This window comes from Streptomyces sp. NPDC021093 (assembly GCF_044333135.1).
GTDB lineage: Bacteria > Actinomycetota > Actinomycetes > Streptomycetales > Streptomycetaceae > Streptomyces.
Map to the genome: position 1 here is coordinate 1 of NZ_JBIRQJ010000006.1, position 19,524 is coordinate 19,524.

The 19,524-nt window shown below is 72.2% G+C and carries 16 protein-coding genes; 5 read left to right on the forward strand and 11 right to left on the reverse strand.

What is annotated here, in order from left to right; translation table 11 throughout:
• Positions 1-138: 138 nt before the first annotated feature.
• The 4 genes from ACH4SP_RS19060 to ACH4SP_RS19075 form a co-directional block, all read right to left on the reverse strand.
• Positions 139-1,431 carry a bifunctional RNase H/acid phosphatase gene (locus ACH4SP_RS19060; protein ID WP_398416365.1) on the reverse strand — a complete coding sequence of 431 codons (1,293 nt, stop codon included), beginning with the start codon at positions 1,429-1,431 and terminating at the stop codon, positions 139-141.
• A 5-nt stretch (positions 1,432-1,436) separates the two neighbouring features.
• Positions 1,437-2,180, reverse strand: coding sequence for a zinc ribbon domain-containing protein (locus ACH4SP_RS19065; RefSeq protein WP_398417182.1), 744 nt, complete (start codon positions 2,178-2,180; stop codon positions 1,437-1,439).
• Complete coding sequence (locus ACH4SP_RS19070; protein ID WP_398416367.1) at positions 2,177-3,040, reverse strand: Nif3-like dinuclear metal center hexameric protein; 864 nt, start codon at positions 3,038-3,040, stop codon at positions 2,177-2,179. Before ACH4SP_RS19070 ends, ACH4SP_RS19065 begins: the two co-directional genes overlap by 4 nt.
• A 250-nt stretch (positions 3,041-3,290) precedes the next feature.
• On the reverse strand, positions 3,291-4,343 hold the full coding sequence (locus tag ACH4SP_RS19075; RefSeq protein ID WP_398416370.1) for an ABC transporter substrate-binding protein: 1,053 nt from the start codon (positions 4,341-4,343) through the stop codon (positions 3,291-3,293).
• 194 nt (positions 4,344-4,537) lie between these two features.
• Between ACH4SP_RS19075 and ACH4SP_RS19080 the strand changes: the two genes are divergently transcribed.
• A complete protein-coding gene (locus tag ACH4SP_RS19080) occupies positions 4,538-6,001 on the forward strand; it encodes a hypothetical protein (RefSeq protein ID WP_398416372.1) in 1,464 nt (487 codons plus the stop codon).
• Between the two features lie 525 nt (positions 6,002-6,526).
• On the opposite strand, the gene ACH4SP_RS19085 is transcribed toward ACH4SP_RS19080, so the two are convergent.
• From ACH4SP_RS19085 to ACH4SP_RS19095, 3 genes are all read right to left on the reverse strand, one after another.
• Positions 6,527-7,471, reverse strand: a complete 945-nt coding sequence (locus ACH4SP_RS19085) for a 3-oxoacyl-ACP reductase (protein WP_398416374.1) — start codon at positions 7,469-7,471, stop codon at positions 6,527-6,529.
• Between the two features lie 49 nt (positions 7,472-7,520).
• Positions 7,521-8,597: a Zn-dependent alcohol dehydrogenase gene (locus tag ACH4SP_RS19090; RefSeq protein WP_398416376.1), complete on the reverse strand. Its 1,077-nt coding sequence runs from the start codon at positions 8,595-8,597 to the stop codon at positions 7,521-7,523.
• A gap of 107 nt (positions 8,598-8,704) precedes the next feature.
• Positions 8,705-9,559 carry a MaoC/PaaZ C-terminal domain-containing protein gene (locus ACH4SP_RS19095; RefSeq protein WP_398416378.1) on the reverse strand — a complete coding sequence of 285 codons (855 nt, stop codon included), beginning with the start codon at positions 9,557-9,559 and terminating at the stop codon, positions 8,705-8,707.
• 282 nt (positions 9,560-9,841) lie between these two features.
• On the opposite strand from ACH4SP_RS19095, the gene ACH4SP_RS19100 reads away from it, so the two are divergent.
• The 3 genes from ACH4SP_RS19100 to ACH4SP_RS19110 all read left to right on the forward strand — a co-directional run bounded on the left by ACH4SP_RS19100 (position 9,842) and on the right by ACH4SP_RS19110 (position 12,961).
• Entirely contained in the window at positions 9,842-10,849 is a 1,008-nt protein-coding gene (locus ACH4SP_RS19100) for an ATP-binding cassette domain-containing protein (RefSeq protein WP_398416379.1), read from the forward strand.
• Positions 10,849-11,577 carry an ABC transporter permease gene (locus tag ACH4SP_RS19105; RefSeq protein WP_398416380.1) on the forward strand — a complete coding sequence of 243 codons (729 nt, stop codon included), beginning with the start codon at positions 10,849-10,851 and terminating at the stop codon, positions 11,575-11,577. Before ACH4SP_RS19100 ends, ACH4SP_RS19105 begins: the two co-directional genes overlap by 1 nt.
• 79 nt (positions 11,578-11,656) lie before the next feature.
• Entirely contained in the window at positions 11,657-12,961 is a 1,305-nt protein-coding gene (locus tag ACH4SP_RS19110) for a sensor histidine kinase (RefSeq protein ID WP_398416382.1), read from the forward strand.
• On the opposite strand, the gene ACH4SP_RS19115 is transcribed toward ACH4SP_RS19110, so the two are convergent.
• Complete coding sequence (locus tag ACH4SP_RS19115; protein WP_398416384.1) at positions 12,962-13,558, reverse strand: helix-turn-helix domain-containing protein; 597 nt, start codon at positions 13,556-13,558, stop codon at positions 12,962-12,964.
• 119 nt (positions 13,559-13,677) lie between these two features.
• Here ACH4SP_RS19115 and ACH4SP_RS19120 point away from each other — a divergent pair, with 119 nt between their 5' ends.
• Positions 13,678-14,310 (forward strand): response regulator, encoded by a 633-nt coding sequence (locus tag ACH4SP_RS19120; RefSeq protein ID WP_398417183.1) that lies wholly within the window; start codon positions 13,678-13,680, stop codon positions 14,308-14,310.
• Positions 14,311-14,326: 16 nt separating this feature from the next.
• On the opposite strand, the gene ACH4SP_RS19125 is transcribed toward ACH4SP_RS19120, so the two are convergent.
• From ACH4SP_RS19125 to ACH4SP_RS19135, 3 genes are all read right to left on the reverse strand, one after another.
• Positions 14,327-15,877 (reverse strand): MFS transporter, encoded by a 1,551-nt coding sequence (locus ACH4SP_RS19125; RefSeq protein ID WP_398416386.1) that lies wholly within the window; start codon positions 15,875-15,877, stop codon positions 14,327-14,329.
• A 62-nt stretch (positions 15,878-15,939) separates the two neighbouring features.
• Positions 15,940-17,154: a lipid-transfer protein gene (locus ACH4SP_RS19130; RefSeq protein ID WP_398416388.1), complete on the reverse strand. Its 1,215-nt coding sequence runs from the start codon at positions 17,152-17,154 to the stop codon at positions 15,940-15,942.
• Between the two features lie 22 nt (positions 17,155-17,176).
• Positions 17,177-19,372: an acyl-CoA dehydrogenase gene (locus ACH4SP_RS19135; protein ID WP_398416390.1), complete on the reverse strand. Its 2,196-nt coding sequence runs from the start codon at positions 19,370-19,372 to the stop codon at positions 17,177-17,179.
• Positions 19,373-19,524 lie beyond the last annotated feature (152 nt).

Here is a 19,524-nt window from a genome sequence, read left to right on the forward strand (position 1 = left end):
AAAACGCTCGGCTGGGAAACCCCAGCCGAGCGTCTCGCTAAGCTCCTGGCGACAGCCAGTTGACCACTGTGTTGCTACGACCCCTGGAATTCGCCCCGCACCGGGGGCTTCGTACCGTACGGACGGGATCCGACCCGCTCAGCGCAGGTGCGACGTGTCGTTCAGCAGTCGTACGGACGCGTTGCCGTCCGCGTAGTACGCGACGGCCGACAGCGAGGCCGCCGACAGTTCCATCTTGAACAGGGACTCCGGCGGAGCACCCAGCGCGAGCCGTACGAGCGTCTTGATCGGCGTCACATGGGTGACGACCAGGACCGTCCTGCCCGCGTACTTCTCGGCGAGCCGGTCCCGCGCCGCCGAGACCCGCCGCGCCACCGCCGCGAAGCTCTCGCCGCCACCGGTGGGCTCCGCCTCCACGGACCCCAGCCAGGCGTCCAGGTCCTCCGTGTACCGCTGCCTGACCTCGGCGAACGTCATGCCCTCCCAGGCACCGAAGTCCGTCTCGCGCAGGTCTTCCTCGATCTGTACGGGCAGCCCGAGCCGGGACGCGACCGCGTCCGCCGTCTCGCGGCAGCGGGTGAGCGGGGAGCTGACGACCGCCTGGATCGTGCCGCGCACGGCGAGCGAGGCGGCGACCGCCTCGGCCTGCTTGCGGCCGACCGCCGACAGTTCGGGGTCACTGCCACCGCTTCCGGAGAACCGCTTCTCCGGGGTGAGGAGGGTCTCGCCGTGCCGGAGCAGGACGAGGGTGGCGGGGGCGCCCATGTCGGCGGCAGGCCCCCAGCCGACCGCCGGAACCACAGCCTCCGCGGAACCGGCCGACGGAACCACAGCCTCCGCAGGCTCCTCGTCCAGCGCGAACAGCCCCTCGTCCGCCGCGGGCCTGCGCGCCCCTGCCAGCGCCGCCCGCGCCTTCGCCGCTCCGGCCGTCGCGTCACCGACCACCCTGGGCGGTTCGGCAACGGCCGCGACGGAAGCCTTCAGCGCGGCGGTCGAGCCCGAGGGCTCCCACTGCTTGCCCTTCTTGCCCGCGTCCATGGCCTCGTTGGCGAGCCGGTCCGCGTGCTTGTTCTTCTCGCGCGGGATCCACTCGTACCGCACCTGCGCGCGCGGCAGGATCGTCGCGGCCTCCGCGGCGAGCGGCTTCATGTCCGGGTGCTTGATCTTCCAGCGCCCCGACATCTGCTCGACGACCAGCTTGGAGTCCATGCGGACATGGACCCGCGCGTCGGGGAAGAGATCGCGGACCGCCTTCAGACCGGCGATCAGGCCCTTGTACTCGGCGACGTTGTTCGTGGCGACGCCGATGTACTCGGCGGCCTCGGCGAGGGTCTCGCCCGTCTCCGGGTCGAGGACGACCGCACCGTAACCGGCGGGCCCCGGGTTGCCCCGGGAGCCGCCGTCCGCCTCCACGACGACAGAGCGAGACATCAGTTCTACAGCCCCGACTCGGACGTACGGACCAGGATGCGGCGGCAGTTCTCGCAGCGCAGCACCGCGTCGGGGGCCGCGGCGCGGACCTCCATGACCTCGGTGATGTTCAGCTCCAGCTGGCAGCCCTCGCAGCGGCGCTGGTACAGGCGCGCGGCGCCCACCCCGCCCGACTGCGTGCGCAGCTTCTCGTACAGCTTGATCAGGTCGGCGGGCACGGAGGCCACGACGACCTCGCGCTCCTTGGTGACCTTCGCGCTCTCCCCGTCGAACTCGGCGGTGGCGGCGTCGCGGCGCGCGGTGGCGTCGTCGACCTTGCCCTGCACGGCGCCGACCCGCTCGGTCAGCTCCGCGGCGCGCTCCTGCGCGGACTCGCGGCGCTCCATGACCTCCAGGACGACGTCCTCCAGGTCGCCCTGGCGCTTGGCCAGCGAAACGATCTCCTTCTGGAGGTTCTCCAGGTCCTTCGGGGACGTGATCGCCCCGGAGTCCAGGCGCTGCTGGTCGCGCACGGCGCGCTGGCGGACCTGGTCGACGTCCTGCTCGGCCTTGGTCTGCTCGCGGGCGGTGTCGCTCTCCTCGGTCTTCGCGGCGACGAGCAGGTCGCGCAGCTGGGTGAGGTCCTTGGTGAGCGACTCGATCTCGGCGTGCTCGGGCAGCGACCTGCGCTTGTGGGCGAGCTGGGACAGCCGGGCGTCGAGGGCCTGGACGTCGAGAAGGCGGATCTGGTCGGCGGGCGCGGCGTTCAGTTGGGGGCTCCAGGAGAAGAGAAGGCGGAAGAGAAGTGGGATGTCCAGGGGTCGGTCACCGTCGACGAGACGTGCACCCGGAGGTGCCACCCCTCGCGGTCGGAGACCGCTTCGAGCTGTCCGGCCGCCTGCTCGCACCAGGGCCACTCGGTGGCCCAGTGCGCGGCGTCGACCAGGGCGAGCGGTGCCGTCCCGCGGGCCGTCTCGCGGGCTTCGGAAACCGGGTGGTGGCGCAGGTCGGCGGTCAGGAACGCGTCGACGCCGGCCGCCCTGACCGCCTCGAAGAGGCTGTCCCCCGATCCACCGCTGACGGCGACGGTACGTACGACGGCGTCCGGGTCGCCCGCGAAACGGATGCCCTGCGCGGTGGCGGGCAGCCGCTTCGCGGCGCGTGCGGCGAACTCACGCACGGTCTCGGGGTGGTCGAGCTCACAGATCCGGCCGAGGCCGCGCCGCCCGTGCGGATCGGTCGGATCCGGTACGAGGGGGCGTACGACACGGAGGTCGAGGGCCGCGGCGAGGGCGTCGGAGACCCCGGGGTCGGCGGTGTCGGAGTTGGTGTGCGCGACGTGCAGGGCGACGTCGTTCTTGATGAGCGTGTGCACGACGCGGCCCTTGAAGTGGTCCGCCGAGACCGTCGTCGTACCGCGCAGATAGAGCGGGTGGTGGGTGACGATCAGGTCGGCGCCGAGCCGTACGGCCTCGTCGGCGATCTCCTGGACGGGGTCGACCGCGAACAGGACGCGGGTCACCTCGGTGTCCGGGTCGCCACAGACCGTACCGACGGCGTCCCAGCTCTCGGCCCGCTCGGGGGGCCAGAGGGCGTCGAGCGCGGCGATGACTTCAGACAGACGGGGCACGGAGGCAAGGCTACCTGCCGTCCGTGCCCCTTCGGCCTGCACCGGTGCCCGGCTTCCGGCCGACCACCGGCGGCGGACTGCCGCCCGGACTGCCGGTGGCCTTCGGCCCGACTGCCGGTGAGCGGCTGCCGGACCGCCGGTCGGCTGCTGCCCGGCGGTCCGCTCGGCTGCCCGGCTGACCGCTGACCGGCTGCCCGACTGCCCGACTGCCCGGCGGCCCGCTAACCGGCTGCCCGACTGCCGCGCCCGGCTACTTCTTGGCGAGGAAGTCCTGAAGGTCGCCGAGGACCTCGTCGGCCGCCAGCACGCCGAGGCCGAGGTACCAGGTCTCGTCCGGTACGTCCTTGGCCTGGCCCTTCTTCACGGCGTCCAGCTTGTTCCAGAGCGGGTTCTTCTCGGCCTTCTCGCGCTTGGTCTTGTCCGCGTCGCCGTACACGCCGGTGAAGATCCAGTCGGCCGCCGCCTCGTCGATCCGCTCCGGGCTGACTTCCACCGCGAGGTCGTTGACCTGCTGGTTCTTGGGGCGGGGCAGGCCCGCGTCGTCGAGGATGGTGCCGATGAAGGAGGCCTTCGCGTACAGCCGGGTCTTCTCCGGCATGTAGCGCAGCATGGTGACCGTCGGCTTCTTGCCCCCGTGGGCCGCGGCGACGTCGGTGCCGAGCTGCTTGGCCTTCTTCTCGTACGAGGCGAGCTGGGCGTCCGCCTCGGCGGTCTTGTCGAGGGCGGCGGCGTTCAGCCGGAAGTTCTCCTTCCAGGTGAAGCCGGGGCGGATCGAGAAGACGGTCGGGGCGATCTCGGAGAGCAGCTTGTACTGCTTCTCGGCGCGCAGCTTGCTGCCCAGGATGAGGTCGGGCTTGAGGGCGTCGATCGCTTCGAGGTTGAGGCTGTTGATGGTGCCGACGCTCTTCGGGCTGCCGGCGCCCTTCTTCAGATACTCGGGAATCGCCTGCGAACCCTCGGCCGGGGCGTAGCCCACCGGCTGCATGCCCAGCGAGACGACGTTGTCCAGCTCGCCCACGTCGAGGACGACGACGCGCTTGGGCGCCGCCTTCAGCTCGGTCTTCCCCATGGCGTGGGTGATCGTGCGCGGGAACTGGCCCGGCTTGGCGTCGGTGCCCAGCTCCGCGGTCTTCTTCGCGGCGCCGCCGAAGTCCTTGCCGCCCTGCGCGACGGACTTGCCGCCGTCGGACTTCTGGTCGCCCTCGCCCTTGGTGTCCCCGCCCCCGCAGGCGGACAGGGCGAGCGCGGCGGTGACCGCCAGGGTGACGGCGGCGGTGCCGCGGCGGCGTATGGACGACGACATGTGGTGCTCACTCTCGGGGACGGAATACTTAGGCGAACCTAACCTTACGGCCCCCGTGGCGGGCCCCCTCAGCACACCCGTCCCTCCGGTACCGGTCGAACGAGCGGACGGCCACCCTTATGTGTGAAGAGACGTGACTCGTGTTGTCCGGCGGGAAAGGCGAAAACTAGCGTCGCGGACGGAGGTGACGAACGATGACAGCCTGTGCCATCGAGACCGCACCGGAGGACGGCGCGGTGCGGCGATGCGGGTTCACGATCGCCGCGGACGGTTCGTACGCCGCGCGGCTGGCCGGGGCCGGCGAGGCGTGGTTCCCGGAGCGCTGGACGCTGGACGGCCCCGAGCCGTACTCGGTGCCGCTCCCCGCCGGCCAGCCAGAGGAGCCGGGTACCGAGCTGCTGCCGCTGGCCGACGGGCGGGTCCTGATCCACCGGGTGGTGGCGCCCCGGCACGTGTTCTCGCTGCTCTACCCGACCGGTCCGGCGACCGGTGAACTCCCGCTGGGCGCGGTCGAGTTCGAGGCGGGACCGGTCACCCTGCTGCCGCCCACCCCCGGCGGCTCGGCCGCGTACGCGCTCGCCGTCGGTCCGCACTCGACGTCGGTGTGGCTGGTCGCGGGCGGCGCGTTCGGCCCGGAGCACGTCGCGGAGGTACGGGGCCGGTGCACGGGCGGGGTGTGGCTGGACCGCACGGGCCGGATGCTCGCCCTGGACCGGGAGGCGGAGGGCGGCGGCGCGGTCAAGTCCGTCGCCGTCGACCTGGAGCGGGGCGGCGAGGCGACCCCGCTCCTCCAGATCGCCGAGCGGAGCAACGACCGGCTGCTCCTGGCCGACCCGGACAGCGGTCTGATTGTGATCCGCTCGGACGCCCCCGGCGAGGACCGGCTGGGCTGGGGGGTCCTGGGCAGTGCGCGCCCGGTCCGCTTCCCCGAGGCCCTGCGGGTCGGCGACTGCACCGTCACGCCGTTCGCGGCACAGCCGGGCCAGGTGCTGATGCCGGAGAGCTGTGCGGTGGCGGTACGGATCGACGGACCGGGCGGCACGTCCCCGGCCTCGACCCCGTCCCCGACCCCGTCCCCGGCCCTGGCCCCGTCCCCGGCCAGCTGGTTCGGCATGTGGCGTCCTTCCGGCCGGAGGCTGCACCAACTGGCCGCCCCGGCGGGCTGGTTGCCGGGCGCGGGCCTGTGGACCCGCGAGGGCGTACTGCGGCTGCCGTTCGCGACGGGGGCGGTGCCGTGCGGCGTGGCGGAGGTGTGTGCGCCGATGCTGGAGGAGGACGGGGCGGCGGGCGAGCCCTCGGGACCGTCCGAGCCCGAGCAGGCCCCGGAGGGTGGCGCTGCGACCGCCTGGAAGCCCGTACCGCTGCAACAGGCCCCGCTGATGGGAAGGTTGCACCGGGTCGGGACGCGGCCGGGAGCCAGGAGCGCTCCGGAAACCCGGGCCTCGTCGGTCACTGTCGCACCGCCGCCGGTGGCGCCGTCCGTGCCGCCGGTACCGCCGTCCCCCGCACCCACGGTCATGCCTCCGGCCGCCCCCGAGTCGGCCCACGCCGCAGCCCCGGCGATGGTCAGGACCGGCGTTCCGGTAATGGTGAAGGTGCCTGCTCCGACCCTGCTGACCGGGCCGGTATCCCCGCTGAACGGCCCGGGACCGGGCTAGTTAGACTCGCGGGCCCGGGGCGGCCCAGCCACCCCGGGCGTATCTATGTAAGCGATGTTGACGGGGTGACTTCCCACATGTCCGAAGCGCGAACCGACACGACCCAGGAACGGCCGCAGACCACGGCCTCCGCCCAGGGTCCGACCGGCGCAGGAAAGCACAGGGGCGGAGCAGCAGCGTCCGAAGAACCGACGGTTCCGGTCCAGGGTCGGCACAGGAGGGCAACGGCCGCGAGCCACGGGGGCTGAGGAACTGGCCGCTCTCACCAGCACCTCACTCGCCGGACGGGCGCTTTCAGCCCGTCCGGCGTTTGAGGACGCACGGACGAAGTCCGAGCACGGGGCGCAGCCCCGGACATCAGCCCTCACCGGCGCGAGCCGTGCCGCCCCAGCCCCGCGGCCAGCGGTTCAGGCAGGCAACCCGCACCCACCGCCCCGCACCTCCCCGCACCGCGCCCAGCGCCCCCGCACCGCGCCCAGCGGCCCCGCACCACCCACCGGCCCGCCACGTCCAGCACCCCGCCCCCTACCCCCGCTTCAGCCCCAGCACCTCCGCCGCCCCGAACGTCTCCCCCTCCGGACGCCCCGCGAAGTACCCCGACAGCACGTCGTCCAGCTCCTCGTACGAGAACGCCTCCTTCGACGTGTCGAACTTCGCTGCCACCCGCGGCCGTTCCATCACCGCCACGATCCCCCCGTGCACCACCAGCAGCTGTCCGTTGACCCGCCCCGCCGCCGGCGACGCCAGGTAGCCGACCAGCGGCGACACGTGCTCGGGTGCCAGCGCGTCCATCTCTCCCTCGCCGGACGGCTCCGCGAACCCGGCGAAGACGTCCTCCGTCATCCGGGTCCTGGCCCGCGGGCAGATCGCGTTCGCCGTCACGCCGTACTTCCCGAGCGCCATGGCCGTGGACGTCGTCAGCCCGACGATGCCGCCCTTCGCCGCCGCGTAGTTGGGCTGGCCGGCCGAGCCCGCCAGGAACGCCTCCGACGAGGTGTTGACGATCCGCCCGTACACCGGCCCGCCCGCCGCCTTCGACCGCTCCCGCCAGTGCACGGCCGCGAAGTGCGTCGTGTTGAAGTGGCCCTTCAGGTGCACCCGGACGACCGTGTCCCACTCCTCCTCGCTCATCGAGAAGATCATCCGGTCGCGCAGGATGCCCGCGTTGTTGACCAGTACGTCCAGCTTCCCGAACTCGGAGATCGCCAACTCGACGAGCTCTCCGGCCTGTTCACGGTCGGCGACATCGCCCCGGTGGGCCACCGCCGTACCGCCCGCCGCCCTGATCTCCGCCGCGACCTCCTCGGCGGGTCCCGCCGAAGCGGCGCCCGAGCCGTCGCGGCCCGGCTGGCCGAAGTCGTTGACGACGACGCTCGCGCCGAGCCCGGCGAGTTCGAGCGCCTCGGCCCGGCCGAGACCGCGCCCCGCGCCGGTGACGATCGCGGACAGGCCTTCGAGAGGCAGTGACATCCCACAACTCCCTTTCCGATGTGAACAGTTGCGAACAGGCGCCCGCGCTTCAGAGCGCGATGGACGTACGCAGGGCCACACCCGTGCGCATCTGCTCCAACGCCTCGTTGATCTCGGCCAGTTGGACCCGGTGGGTGATCATGCTCTCCAGGTCGATGCGGCCCGCCCGCCACAGCGCGATGGCCCGCTCGTACGAACGGAGCACGTCCCCGCCCCCGTACATCGAGGGCAGGATCCGCTTCTCGTCGAAGAACAGCTCGAACATGTTGACCTGGAAGAAGTCGTCCATCGCGCCCGCGCCGACGATGCACAGGGTGCCGCCGCGCCGGGTCGTCTCGTAAGCGGTGCGGGCGGTGGCGGACTTTCCCACCACCTCGAAGACGTAGTCGAAGCCCTCGCCCGCGGTGATCCGCTGTTTGGCGTCGGCGAGTCCGTCGGGCGAGACGGCTTCGGTGGCACCGAAGCGCAGTGCCGCCTCCCGGCGCGAGGCGACCGGGTCGACGGCGACGATCTGCGCCGCGCCCTGCACCCGCGCGCCCTGGATCGCGGAGATCCCGACGCCTCCGCACCCGATGACGGCGACCGACGAACCGGCCTCCACCTGAGCGGTGTTGATGGCGGCACCGAGCCCCGTCGTCACCCCGCAGCCGATCAGCGCGGCGATCTCGAACGGCACGTCGTCCGGGATCGGCACCGCGCACCCGGCGTCCACCACGACCTCCTCGGTGAAGGTGCCCGTGCCCGCGAAGCCGAAGACGTCCCCGCCGGGACGCTTGAAGTTGGGGGTCCCGGCGTTCATGAATCCGGCCAGGCACAGCTGTGTCTGGCCCCGTTTGCACGCCGGACAGGTACCGCACGCGGGCAGCCAGCACACCAGCACCCGGTCACCGGCCGCCAGCCCCGCGACCCCGTCCCCCACGTCGACGATCTCGCCCGCGCCCTCGTGGCCGGGGATGAAGGGGGCGGGCTGCGGCAGTACGCCGTTCATCGCGGAGACGTCGGAGTGGCAGAGCCCGGTGGCCCGCACCCGGATCTTCACCTTGCCGGGGCCGAAGCCCACCGCTTCGACGTCGTCGAGGACTTCGAGCTTGTCCTGGCCTATCTCGTGCAGTACAGCTGCGCGCATGGCATGACTCCCCTCGGACTGTGCTTACGGGTTCACGAGTGACGGGTCCACGAGTGACGGGTCCATGAGTGACGGGTCCATGAGTGACGGGTCCACGAGTGACGTGTTCACGAGTGTGCGACGACGGTGTCGGCGAGGACGGGCGCGTCGTCGCGCTCGACCGCCGTCACCTTCAACTGGGTCCGGCCCGGCTCCGTCCACATCCGGATCCGGAGCGTCTCGCCCGGGAAGACGATCCCGGCGAAGCGGGTGCGGTACGAGGTCACGCGCCCCACGTCCCCGTCCAGCACCGTGTCCACGACGGCCTTGAGCGCCATGCCGTACGAGCACAGCCCGTGCAGGATGGGCCGGTCGAAGCCCGCCAGCTTCGCGAACTCGGGGTCGGCGTGCAGCGGGTTCCAGTCGCCGGAGAGGCGGTAGAGGAGCGCCTGCTCCTCGCGGATCGGCCGCTCCACCGTGAACTCCGGCTCCCGCCCGGGAACTTCGAGCCGCTCGGAGGGCCCGCGCTCGCCACCGAAGCCCCCTTCGCCGCGTACGAAGATCGAGGAGTCGCTCGTCCACAGCGGCCCGCTCTCGTCGGAAGCCTCCGAGCGCAGGACGATGACGGCGGCCTTCCCCTTGTCGTACACGGCCTGGACGGTGGAGGTCTGGGTGGCAGCGCCGCGGACGGGGAGCGGCCGGTGGACGGTGACGCTCTGCCCGCCGTGCAGCACGGAGGCGAGATCGACCTCGATGCCCGGCGCGGAGAGCCCGCCCACCACGGCCATGCCCGCGCCCGCGACGGTGGCGAAGCTGGGCAGCACGTGCAGCCGGCTTTCGAGGGTGTAGCGCAGTTCGGCCGGGTCGGTGGCGGGGACGCCCGCGCCGAGACCCAGGTGGTAGAGCTGGACGTCCTTGTGGTCCCAGGCGAGGGGGGTGGTCCGGGGGTCGGCGGCGAGCGCCTTCGCAACGTCAATGGGCATGGGGGCAGGGCTCCTTGTGACTTCCAAAGACCCCGGCGCGGCCGTCCGCACCGTCGGACACGCCGGGGCCGTACCGGATCGGCCCGACCGCACCCCACTGCACACTTCTAGAACGCGTTCTAGGCCGATGGCCCCCATGTATAACGCACCGCGTGATGCTTGGGAAGATGCATGACGGCCCGTCAGATACCGATGGCCCGCCGCCACCCATGACATTTGTCCTGCCCAACCGCGTACAACCGGCTCTACGCCCCGTCCCCCCTGCTCCGTAGCGTCTTCCCCATGAGGAAGACACCCGGAGAGCGGCCCACGACCACCGCCGCAGCCGCCCCCGCGACACCCGCCGTCCGCTTCGCCGCCGCCACCAAGTCCTACGGCCCCGTCCGCGCCGTCGACGGCGTCGACTTCACCCTCGGCCCCGGCACCACCACCGCCCTCCTCGGCCGCAACGGCGCCGGCAAGTCCACCACCATCGGCCTGCTCCTCGGCCTGGACGATCCCGACTCCGGCAGCGTCCGCCTCTTCGGCACCACCCCCGCGGAGGCCGTCCGGGCGGGCCGGGTCGGCGCGATGCTGCAGGACGGGCGGCCGATTCCCCGGGTGACGGTCCGCGAGATGGTCACCTTCGTCTCCAGGACGTACCCCTCCCCCATGCCCGTGGACGAGGCCCTGGACCTGGCCGGGATCAAGGAGTTCGGGAACCGCCGCGCGGACCGGCTGTCCGGCGGACAGATCCAGCGGGTCCGGTTCGCCGTCGCCCTCGTCGGCAACCCCGAGCTGATCGTGCTCGACGAGCCGACCGCCGCCCTGGACGTCGAGGCCCGGCGCGCCCTGTGGGACTCGATGCGCAGGTACGCGGCCCGCGGCAACACCGTGCTGTTCTCCACCCACTACCTCGCCGAGGCGGACGAGAACGCCGACCGGATCCTGGTCGTCGACCGTGGCCGGATCGTCGCCGACGGCAGCAGCGAGGCGCTGAAGCGGCGCGCGGGCGGCAATCTGGTCTCCTTCGACCTGGCGGGCCGCCCCACCGAGGGCCTGTCCCGCCTCCCCGGCGTGACGGAGGTCGAGATACGCGGCGACCGGGCCCGGCTCCGTACCGACGACTCGGACGCCACGGTCGTCGCCCTGGCCGGGCTGGACGCGGTCCGGGGGCTCGAAGTCACCCAGGCCACGCTCGAAGACGCCTTCCTCCGGCTCACCGACCCCGCTGCCACCAGCACTGACAACACCATCGGCACCACTGGAACCACCGGCACCGACGCCGCCCTCGTCAAGGAGACCGTGTGATGGCCCTCGTACTCGACTACGTCGCCCTGGAGACCCGGCGCACGCTGCGCGACACGGGGTTCGTCATCTTCGGCATCGGCATGCCGGTGCTCATGTACCTGCTGTTCACGAACATCGGCGGCGGCGCCGACGCCGCGTGGAAGACCGCGTCGATGGTCGGCATGGCGGCGTACGGCGCGCTCGGCGCGGCGCTCTCCGCCGGTACGGGCGTCGCCGAGGACAAGGCGCTCGGCTGGCTGCGGCAGCTGCGGATCACGCCGATGACCCCGGCCCAGGTGGTCGTGGGCCGGGCGCTGACCGCGTCCGTCGTCGTCCTGCCCGCGATCCTCACCGTGCTCGCGGTCGGCGGACTGGTCAACGGGGTGAGCCTGGCGGTGTGGCAGTGGGTGCTGCTCACCGTGCTCCTCTGGCTCGGCTCGCTGCCCTTCACGCTGCTCGGCATCGGCAACGGCTACCGGCTGTCCGCGCAGAGCACCGGCGTGGTGAACGTGGGCTGCAACCTGGGATTCTCGATCATCGGCGGCCTGTGGTTCCCCGCCCAGTTCTTCCCCGGCTGGCTCCAGGGGATCTCCACGTACACCCCGACCCGGGCGATCTCCCAGATCGGTACGTCGATCGGGCAGGGCGAGGCGCCCGGACTGCTCGCCCTCACCGTGCTGACCGGGTGGCTGGCCGTCTTCGGCTCGTACGCTGTCGTGTCGTACCGCAAGGCCGCACGGACCGCCTGAGGACCGCCTGACAACCGCCTGACGGCCCCGGCAGCGCCGAAGAAGCAGAAGAACCAGAAGAAGCAAGAAGAAGGCGACGATGCGTCGGACCGTGAAGACCTGGAAGACCTGGAAGGCCGACAGGGCCGCCTGGAAGGCCGGTTGGAAGCCCCGGCGCGCCGAGTGGCGGGCCTGCGGGAAGAACGGCGAGATCAGCACCGACCGCCTGGGTCCGCCCAACGGCTTCGCGCTGCTCCCCTGGCTGCTGATGGGGATGGGCGCCTTCTCCCACCTCATCCAGGGCAAGACCGACAACCCCTGGATCGGCGGGATCAGTCTCCTCGCCTTCAACTCCCTCTACATCTATGTGGTGTTCCGCGCCTTCGACAAGAAGTCCCGCGAGTCGGCCAGCACCAAGGTGGCGCTGGTCGGGCTCGGCCTGATCACCGGCTTCATGTCGATCATGTACGGCGGCCCGTGGCTGCTCTTCTGGATGCTGCTCGGGCTGGCCACCGGCTCGGTCCTGCGGGGCAGGCACGTCGGCCGGGCGATGCTCGCGCTGGCCGTCGCGGCCGGGGTGATCGCGGCGCTCAAGGACGGCTGGAGCGCGATCAACGTCGCGTACGGAACCCTGATCTCGGGCCTGGTGACCTCCGCGATCCTCACCCTCGCCGAGACCGTGAGGGAACTCCGGGAAACCCGCCAGGAACTGGCGCGCACGGCGGTGGAGAAGGAGCGGCTGCGCTTCTCCCGCGACCTGCACGACCTGCTGGGCCACACCCTGTCCGTCATCGTCGTGAAGTCCGAGGCGGCCCGGCGGCTGGCGCCCCGCGACCTGGAGGCCGCACTCTCCCAGGTCTCCGACATCGAGTCCGTCGGCCGCCAGGCGCTCACCGAGATCCGCGAGGCGGTCACCGGCTACCGCGAGGGCAGCCTGACCACCGAGCTGGACGGCGCCCGCTCGGCGCTCTCCGCCGCCGGGATCGAACCGGTCGTACGGCAGTCGGGCCCGCCCCTCGAACCGCAGGCGGAGGCCCTGCTGGGGTGGGTGGTCCGGGAGGCCGTCACCAATGTCGTACGGCACGGCAGCGGGGCGACGCGCTGCACGATCGCAGTGGAGGGCACGCGGGAACGGGTCCGGCTGGAGATCACGGACGACGGTCGGGGCCCTCTCGCGGCGGAGGCGGACCCGGCCCTGGACCTGGACCCGGCACTGAACCCGGACCCGGACCCGGACCTGGACCCGGACCTGGACCTGGCCAGGACCGGCACCGGCCTCAAGGGCCTCACCGAACGGCTGGCGACCGCGGGCGGTTCCCTGACGTCGGGCCCCGGACCGCGCGGCGGATTCGTCGTGACGGCCCAACTCCCGGTCACCGCGAGGGAGTCGGTGAACTCCCCCTGATCAGTCCTGCTTCTCCCGCGCGCGCGGCCTCGCCCGTACGTGCATCCGCTCGCCCTGCTTGCCGAACAGGCTGAGCACCTCCACCGACGCGTCCCCCGTACTCCCGAACCAGTGCGGCAGCCGGGTGTCGAACTCGGCGGCCTCCCCCGCTTCGAGCACCATGTCCCGGTCCCCCAGCACCAGCCGCAGCCGCCCGACGAGGACGTACAGCCACTCGTACCCCTCGTGGGTACGGACCTCAGGCGTGCTGCGGGTCACCGGCAGGATCATCTTGTACGCCTGGATGGGTCCTGCCCCGTTGGTCAGCGGCAGCACCGTCGAGCCGTACACCTGGCGCGCCTTGATCCGTACCCGCGGGTCGCCGACCTCGGGGGCACCGACCAGGTCGTCCAACGGGACCTGGTGGGCCTGCGAGATGGGCAGCAGCAGCTCCAGGCTGGGGCGGCGCTGCCCGGACTCCAGCCGGGAGAGGGTGCTGGTGGAGATGCCGGTGGTCTCGGACAGTGCGGCCAGCGTGACCCCGCGCGCGGCGCGCAGCCGCTGGAGACGGGGGCCGACGTCGGCGAGTGCCCGGCTGATCTCGGGTGTGTGCTCCATGCCTGCCATTGCACAAGGCCGTCCCGGAAATGGCAATGTTCCTTGCCGCTTCGGGGAAACCGGCCGGTTCCGGGGCCTGAGACGGATCCCGGCCGTCCTACTCTGTCCACGTGACCGAGATCCCCGCGCACCACCGCCCCGCCAAGTCGATCCGCGTCCTCCTCGCCGAGGACCAGGGAATGATGCGGGGCGCTCTCGCGCTGCTGCTCGGCCTGGAGGCGGACATCGAGGTCGTCGCGCAGGTCGGCGCGGGCGACAGGATCGTGGGAGCGGCTCTGGACTCCCGCCCCGACATCGCCCTGCTGGACATCGAACTGCCCGGCATGAGCGGGCTCGACGCCGCCGCCCTGCTGCGCGAGGAGGTGCCGGACTGCCGGGTGCTGATCCTCACCACCTTCGGCAGGCCCGGCTATCTGCGGCGGGCGATGGAGGCGGGCGCGGCCGGATTCCTGGTGAAGGACGGCCCGGTGGAGGAGCTGGCGCAGGCGATCCGCCGGGTGCTGACCGGGGAGACCGTCATCGATCCGGCACTCGCCGCGGCGGCGCTCAGCTCGGGCCCGAGCCCGCTCACGGCGCGCGAGCGCGACGCGCTCAACGCGGCGGTGGACGGGGCGACGGTCGCCGACATCGCGGCGAAGCTGCACCTCTCCGAGTCGACGGTACGGAACTACCTGTCGTCCGCGATCGGCAAGACCGGCACCCGCAACCGGATGGAAGCGGTCCGCTCGGCGCGCCAGCAGGGCTGGCTGTAGCCCCCGGCTCCAGGACTCACCCCGACTTCACCGTGGTCGCCGCGGTCTCGGCCATCTCCGTGACCTCGGCCGCGACGGATTCCTCGACGACCCTCTTCGGCCCCCGCGGCACCCACAGCAGCGTCAGCAGCACACCCACCAGCAGCACCCCCGCCCCCGTCCGGAACGCCAGCGCGTATCCCGCGGTCAGCGCCTCCGGGCTCGTACCGCCGCCCGTACGGGACGCGGCGACCGTCGACAGGACGGCGAGACCGAGCGCCCCGCCCATGGTCCGCGAGGTGTTGATCAGCCCGGACACCAGTCCCGCGTCGCCCGGCGCGGCGCCGGACGTGGCGAGCGAGGCCAGCGGCGTGGAGGCGAGCCCCGCGCCCAGCATCATCAGGATCCCCGGGCCGAGGATGGCGGTGGCGTACGCACCGTCGGCGGTCATCGTGGACTGCCAGCCGAATCCGGTGGCCGCGATCAGGGCGCCGAGAGCGGACAGGTTGCGGGCGCCGACACGGGGCATCAGACGCGGCGCCAGCTTGGAGCCGGTGACGACGGCGAGCGAGCTGGGCACGAGCGCCAGGCCGGCCACCAGCGGCGAGTACCCGAGCACGTTCTGCGCGTAGAGGATCATGAAGAACCACATGCAGAACATGGCCGACCCGTTGACGAACATCGCCGCGTTCGCCGCCGAAACCGACCGCACCCTGAACAGCTTCAGCGGCATCAGCGGCGCCTTCGCCCGCGCTTCGACCAGCAGGAAGAGTCCGACCAGCAGCAGCCCGCCGGCCAGCGGGACGAGAGTCTGGGCCGCCGTCCAGCCCTCGGCCTCGGTCTGCACGATGCCGTACGCGAGCGTACCGAGCCCCGCCGTGACGAGCACGGCACCCGGCAGGTCCAGCCGGCGCCCCTCCCGCGCATGGCTCTCGGTGAGCCAGAAGTACGCCCCGACCAGGACCAGCGCCCCGATCGGCACGTTGATCAGCAGCACCCAGCGCCAGGACAGCGCGTCCGTGAGCAGCCCGCCGACGAAGCCGCCCGCCGCACCGCCGCCCGCGCCGACGGCGGACCAGGTGCCTATCGCCCGCGCCCGTGCCGCGCCCTCGGGCACGGCGGAGGTGAGGATGGTGAGCGTCGCCGGAGCGAGTACCGCGGCGCCGAGCCCCTGCGCGGCACGGGCGGCGAGCAGCTGCCACCCCTCCTGCGCGAGCCCGCCGGCCAGCGAGGCCGCGGTGAAAAGACCGAGGCCCACCAGGAAGGTCAGCTTCCGCCCGAAGATGTCGGAGGCCCGGCCGCCCAGCAGCAGGAACCCGGCGAAGGCGATCGCGTAGAGGTTCACCACCCACTGGAGCCCGCCAGCCGTCATGCCGAGGTCGGCGCGCATCGACGGCAGCGCCACGTTCACGACGGACACGTCGAGGACGACGAGGAACTGTCCGGCGCAGGCGGCGAGGATCACCAGCCAGGTGCGGGTGGGACGGAACGCGGGGGGACGGGGGTGGGATTCGGACGGAGGGGGGCTGGACGGGGGTATTCGGGCGCCGACGGGCTCGGCGGGTACGCGGTGGGCCATGCCTGTCATGGTCGCAGGTACTGAGTGGCCCGTACATCCGCGTTTCGGCGCACGGGCCCTGTCCCTACGCCCTAGGACTTCCGCAGGAGGGTCACCACCGCCGCTCCGCCGAGGCCGATGTTGTGGGCGAGCCCCACCCGTGCGCCGTCCACCTGCCGGGCCCCCGCCAGGCCGCGAAGCTGCCAGGTCAGCTCGGCGGCCTGGGCAAGGCCCGTCGCGCCGAGCGGGTGTCCCTTGGAGATCAGCCCGCCGGACGGATTGACCACCCAGCGCCCCCCGTACGTCGTACCGCCGCTCTCGACGAGCTTGCCGGACGCTCCGTCGGGGCACATGCCCAGCGCCTCGTACGTCAACAGCTCGTTCACCGAGAAGCAGTCGTGCAGCTCGACCACGTCCACGTCCTCGATGCCGAGCCCGGACGTCTCGTACGCCTGCCGGGCGGCCTCCCGCGACATCGGTCGGCCGACGACGTCGATGCAGGACCCGGAGGCGAAGGACTCCTCGGTGTCGGTGGTCATGGCCTGTCCGGCGATCTCCACCGCCCGGTCCCGCAGGCCGTGCTCGGCGACGAACCGCTCCGACACGACGACGGCCGCCGCGGCCCCGTCGGAGGTCGGGGAGCACTGGAGCTTGGTGAGCGGCCGGTGGATGGTCCTGGCGGCGAGGATCTCGTCGACGGTGTACGGGTCCTGGAACTGGGCGTACGGGTTGTTGACCGAGTGCCTGTGGTTCTTCGCGCCGACGGCGGCGAGCTGTGCCTCCGTGGTCCCGTACCGCTCCATGTGCTCACGGGCGGCGTTGCCGAAGATCTGGGCGGTGGGCGGGGTCGTCTCGAAGCCGTGCCCGGCGGCCATGACGCCGTAGTGGCGGGCGACGGGCGAGGTCTTGCCCCAGTCATGAGCGGCTTCGCCGCGGGCACCCCCGTCGCTCCCGCCCCCCAGTGCCCCGCGCTTCATCTTCTCGAAGCCGAGCGCGAGCACGCAGTCCGCGATGCCGCCCTCGACGAACTGCCGGGCCATCATCAGGGCGGTGGACCCGGTCGCGCAGTTGTTGTTCACGTTGTAGACCGGTATGCCGCTCAGTCCCAGCTCGTAGACGGCTCGTTGACCCGCCGTGGACGCCTGGAAGCAGTAGCCGACGGGCACCTGCTGCACCTGCCCGTACGCGACGCCCGCGTCGGTCAGGGCCGCCTCGCCCGCCTCCTTCACCATGTCCCAGTACTGCCAGTCACGCGATTCGGGTTTCTCGAACTTCGTCATCCCGACACCGACGATGTACGCCTTCATGTCCGTCCTCCTCCTGGTCTCGCTAGTCCCGCGGCAGGCCGAGGATGCGCTCGGCGACGACATTGAGCTGAACCTGGGTGGTGCCACCGGCGATGGTCAGACACCGTGACATCAGGAACCCGTGCACGGCCCTCTCCCCCGGCCCCTCCCTCAACGCCCCGTCCGCACCGAGGAGTTCGAGCCCCAGCTCGGCGACCTTCTGCTGGTGCGGAGTCTGTACGAGCTTCCTGACGCTGGCTCCCGCACCCGCCTCCACTCCGTCGACCTGCTGGAGCGTGGTGCGCAGCCCGATGCAGGCGAGGGCGTGCGCCTCGGCGGCCAGTGCGCCGACGCGGGCCCTGGTGGCCCCGTCGAGGTCGGCGCACCGCGAGATCAGCGCCTCAAGACCGGTGTCGAAGGCGACCTGGTCGGCCATGTGGACGCGCTCGTTGCCGAGGGTGTTGCGGGCGACCTGCCAGCCGCCCGTCTCCTCGCCCACCAGGGCGTCGGCGGGGAGCAGCACATCGTCGAAGTACACCTCGTTGAAGAGCGAGTCCCCGGTGATCTCCTTCAGCGGGCGGACGTCGATCCCCGGCGTGTCCTTCATGTCGACGACGAAGTACCCGAGCCCCTGGTGCTTGGACGGGGCGTCGGGGTCGGTGCGGGCGAGCAGGATTCCGTAGTCGGCCCACTGGGCGGCCGAGGTCCACACCTTCTGCCCGTTGATCCGCCAGCCGCCGTCGGCGGTACGCTCGGCACGCGTACGGAGCGAGGCGAGGTCCGACCCGGCCTCCGGCTCCGAGAAGAGCTGACACCACATCAACTCCCCGCGCAGAGTGGGCAGTACGAACCTCTCCTGCTGCTCCTTCGACCCGTACGCGATGAGCGACGGCACGACCCAGGTCGATATCCCGAGCCCGCTGAGCACCACCCCCGCCTCCTTCAACTCCCGCTGCACGGCGAGCTGTTGCACGGGTCCCGCACCGAGTCCGTACGGCTCGGGGAGGTGCGGGGCGGCGTAACCGGTCGGTGCGAGGAGCCGGCGGGCCGCGCCCGGATCGAGTCCGCGCGCGCCGTCGATCACCGCACGGGCCCGGGTGCGGTGCGCGTCCGCCTCCGCCGGAAGCTCCATCCGCAGCTCGCGCCTGGCCCCGGCGGCAGCCAGCCGCACCGCACGCAGCCGGTGGCCGTCACCGGTCCCCAGCAGCTGCCGGGCGACGAGCGCCCGCCGAAGGTACAGATGGGCGTCGTGCTCCCAGGTGAACCCGATCCCCCCGAGGATCTGGATGCAGTCCTTGGCGCAGGAGAAGGCGGCGTCGAGGGCGGCCCCTGCCGCAAGAGCGGCGGTGAGCCCCCGCACCTCGGGCGCCTCGTCGACCGCACGCGCCGCGTCCCACACCAGCGCCCGCGCCTGCTCCACCCGCACCAGCATGTCGGCGCAACTGTGCTTGACCGCCTGGAACTGCCCGATCGGCCGGCCGAACTGCTCCCGCACCTTGGCGTACGCGGTGGCGGTGTCGAGCGCCCAGGCGGCGGTGCCGCAGGCCTCCGCCGCGTACAGGACGGCGGCGAGGTCGCCCACCAGCGCGCTGCTCAGGTCGAGCACACGCCCGCCGGGCACGAAGGTGTGGGCGGCCGTCACTTCGCCGGTGGGCCGCGTCGGGTCGGCGGAGGTGTGCACCCGCACCGTCAGGTCGGCGGCGTCGACCGCCAGCCACACCGTGCCGTGCGCGGCCTCGGCTGCGAGCAGGACGAGGTCGGTGGCGGGCCCCGCGGCGAGCACGGGTGGAGCGAGGCCGTCGAGGAGGTGGCCGTCCTCGACCGCGACGGCGGTGAGGGTGCCGGGGGCGGTGGCGACGGCGGCGACGGGGTGCCCGGCGGCCAGCTCCGGGAGCCCGCCCCTGCGCAGGAGGTCGGCGGCGAGGACGCTCGGCAGGAAGGGCCCCGGGAGCGCACCCCGCCCCGTCTCCTCCAGCACCACGGCGAGATCGAGCAGACTCCCGCCGCCCCCGTCGGGCAGATGTACGTCCAGCAGCCCCATCGCGGCCGCCCCGTCCCAGTACCCGGGCCGCCCGGCCCCACCACCCTGCCCGCCCTCTCCGCCCTCTCCGCCCTCTCCGCCCTCTCCGCCCTCTCCGTCGAGAAGTTTCCGTATGTCCTGCGGCGACGCCACCCGCCCGACCCAGCCGCGCACCGCCTCGGCCAACTCGCGGTGCTCACGCGTGATTCCGATGCCCATGGTCGGGCAGAGTAGAACACGTTCCATTCTGACGGAAGGTCAGATGAGCGTCGGGATTCAGCGGGCGACGGGCAGGGAGCGTGCTGTCTCCGGGAGCGAGCGGGTGAAGGCCGTGGGCGGTACGGCGGTACCGGCGACGGCCGCTCCACCCA